Here is a 2,013-nt window from a genome sequence, read left to right on the forward strand (position 1 = left end):
CCTGAACGATCTGCTGCAGCGCCATGAAAGCCTGCGCACTATCTTCAGCGATGGCGAAGAAGGCGCGCGGCAGATCGTGCTGGACAAGGCGACACTTTCGTTCGAGCAGATCGCCTGCGATGCGAACGAACTGGCGCAGCACCTCAGGACATGCGCCGGCTACCGGTTTGAGCTGACCCATGAACTGCCCGTGCGCGCATGGCTATTTGCGCTGTCGCACGATGAGCACGTGCTGTTGCTGCAAGTGCATCACATCGCCAGTGATGGCTGGTCATGGCGGCCGTTGTTCCGCGACCTGGGGGTGGCTTATGCCGCACGCCGGGAAGGCCGGTTCCCGGCATGGCAGCCACTGCCCGTGCAATACGTCGATTACGCGCTGCGGCAACGCGAGTGGCTGGGCAGCGAAGGCGACAAGAACAGTGTCATCGCCGCGCAGATCGCGTATTGGCAACAGCATCTGGCGGGCCTTCCCGAGCAGTTGGACTTGATCGTCGATTTTCCGCGCCCGGCGAGCCCCAGCTTCCGGGGCGCGGACGTTTCCTTCCAGCTCGATGCAGACATGCATGCACGCCTGCTGCAACTGGCGCATGACAGTCAGGCCAGTTTGTTCATGCTGTTGCATGCAGCTGTTGCGGTGACCCTGTCCCGGCTCGGCGCCGGCACGGATATTCCGCTCGGCACGGTCATCGCCGGGCGCACCGACGAAGCGCTGGATGAGCTGGTCGGCTTCTTCGTCAATACCCTGGTGCTGCGCACGGATGTATCAGGCCGTCCCAGCTTCCGTGAACTGCTGAAGCGGGTCCGTCAAAACGATCTGGCCGCCTATGCGCACCAGGATCTACCGTTCGAGCGGCTGGTGGAGATCGTCAATCCCGTTCGCGCACTCAACCGGCATCCGCTGTTCCAAGTGATGCTGAGCCTGCAGAACAATGCCGGCGGACGCCTGGAACTACCAGGCCTGACCGCCGCACCGCAGGCAACCGGCTACAGCCCAGCCAAGTTTGACCTGAGTTTCGAATTTGTCGAAGGACGCGATGCGCAAGGCGAGAAAACTTTGCGCGGCAGCCTGCAGTACGCCACCGACCTGTACGCGCCGGATACGGCGCAGCAGATGCTGCAACGGCTGGTGCAGGTACTGCATAGCGCGGTGGAAAATCCTGACCAGCCGATCGGTGGCATCGGGCTGTTGACCGCCGCTGAGCAGCAACGGCTGATGCACTGGCAATCCACCGCCCATGCGTTGTCGGCGGCGCTGTTGCCGGATTTGTTCGAAGCACAGGCGTCCGCCACGCCCGCAGCCACCGCCCTGGTCTGCGAAGATGCCACGCTCGACTATAAGCAGCTCAATGCGAAGGCAAGCCGGCTGGCGGCCTTGCTGATCGCGGACGGTATCGGTCCGGAAGATTGCATTGCGGTCGCGTTGCCGCGCTCAAGCGATTTGTTGGTGGCGATGCTGGCCATAGTGAAGGCCGGCGCGGCGTACCTGCCGCTGGATATGACGTATCCGGCCGAACGCCTGCGCTTCGTGCTGGAAGACGCGCGACCGGTTGCCGTGCTCACCACCTGCGACATGAGTGGGCGTTTGCCGGCGCACGCCGCGCGCACGGTGCAACTGGATGATCCGGCGTGCCAGGAACGGCTTGCAAGCGTGGATACGCATAACCCGCCTCCTACGCAACGCGTGCGCGCCTTGCGCGGCGATCATCCGGCGTACGTCATTTACACCTCCGGTTCCACCGGACGGCCCAAGGGCACAGTGATCACTCACGCGGGCCTGACCAATCAGTTGCAATGGTTCCAGGACCGTTATCCGTGCACGGCTCAAGACCGTTTGCTCGCACGCAGTGCGCTGGGCTTTGATGCGGCGGTGTGGGAAACCTGGCTGCCGCTGCTCAACGGCGCCACGCTTTACCTGTTGCCGGATGCGCTGACCCGCGACCCGCACGGCATGCTCGCCTATGCCCAGCAGCATGGCATTACCTTGATGCAATGGGTGCCGTCGATGCTGCCGGC

1 protein-coding gene is annotated in these 2,013 nt (G+C 63.4%); it reads left to right on the forward strand.

Features of this window, described 5'->3' with window-relative positions:
• A partial coding sequence (locus EKH80_RS23645; protein ID WP_196240435.1) for a non-ribosomal peptide synthetase occupies window positions 1-2,013 on the forward strand: 2,013 nt, incomplete at both ends.

The sequence above is a fragment of the Dyella choica genome (assembly GCF_003977665.1).
Taxonomy (GTDB): domain Bacteria; phylum Pseudomonadota; class Gammaproteobacteria; order Xanthomonadales; family Rhodanobacteraceae; genus Dyella_B; species Dyella_B choica.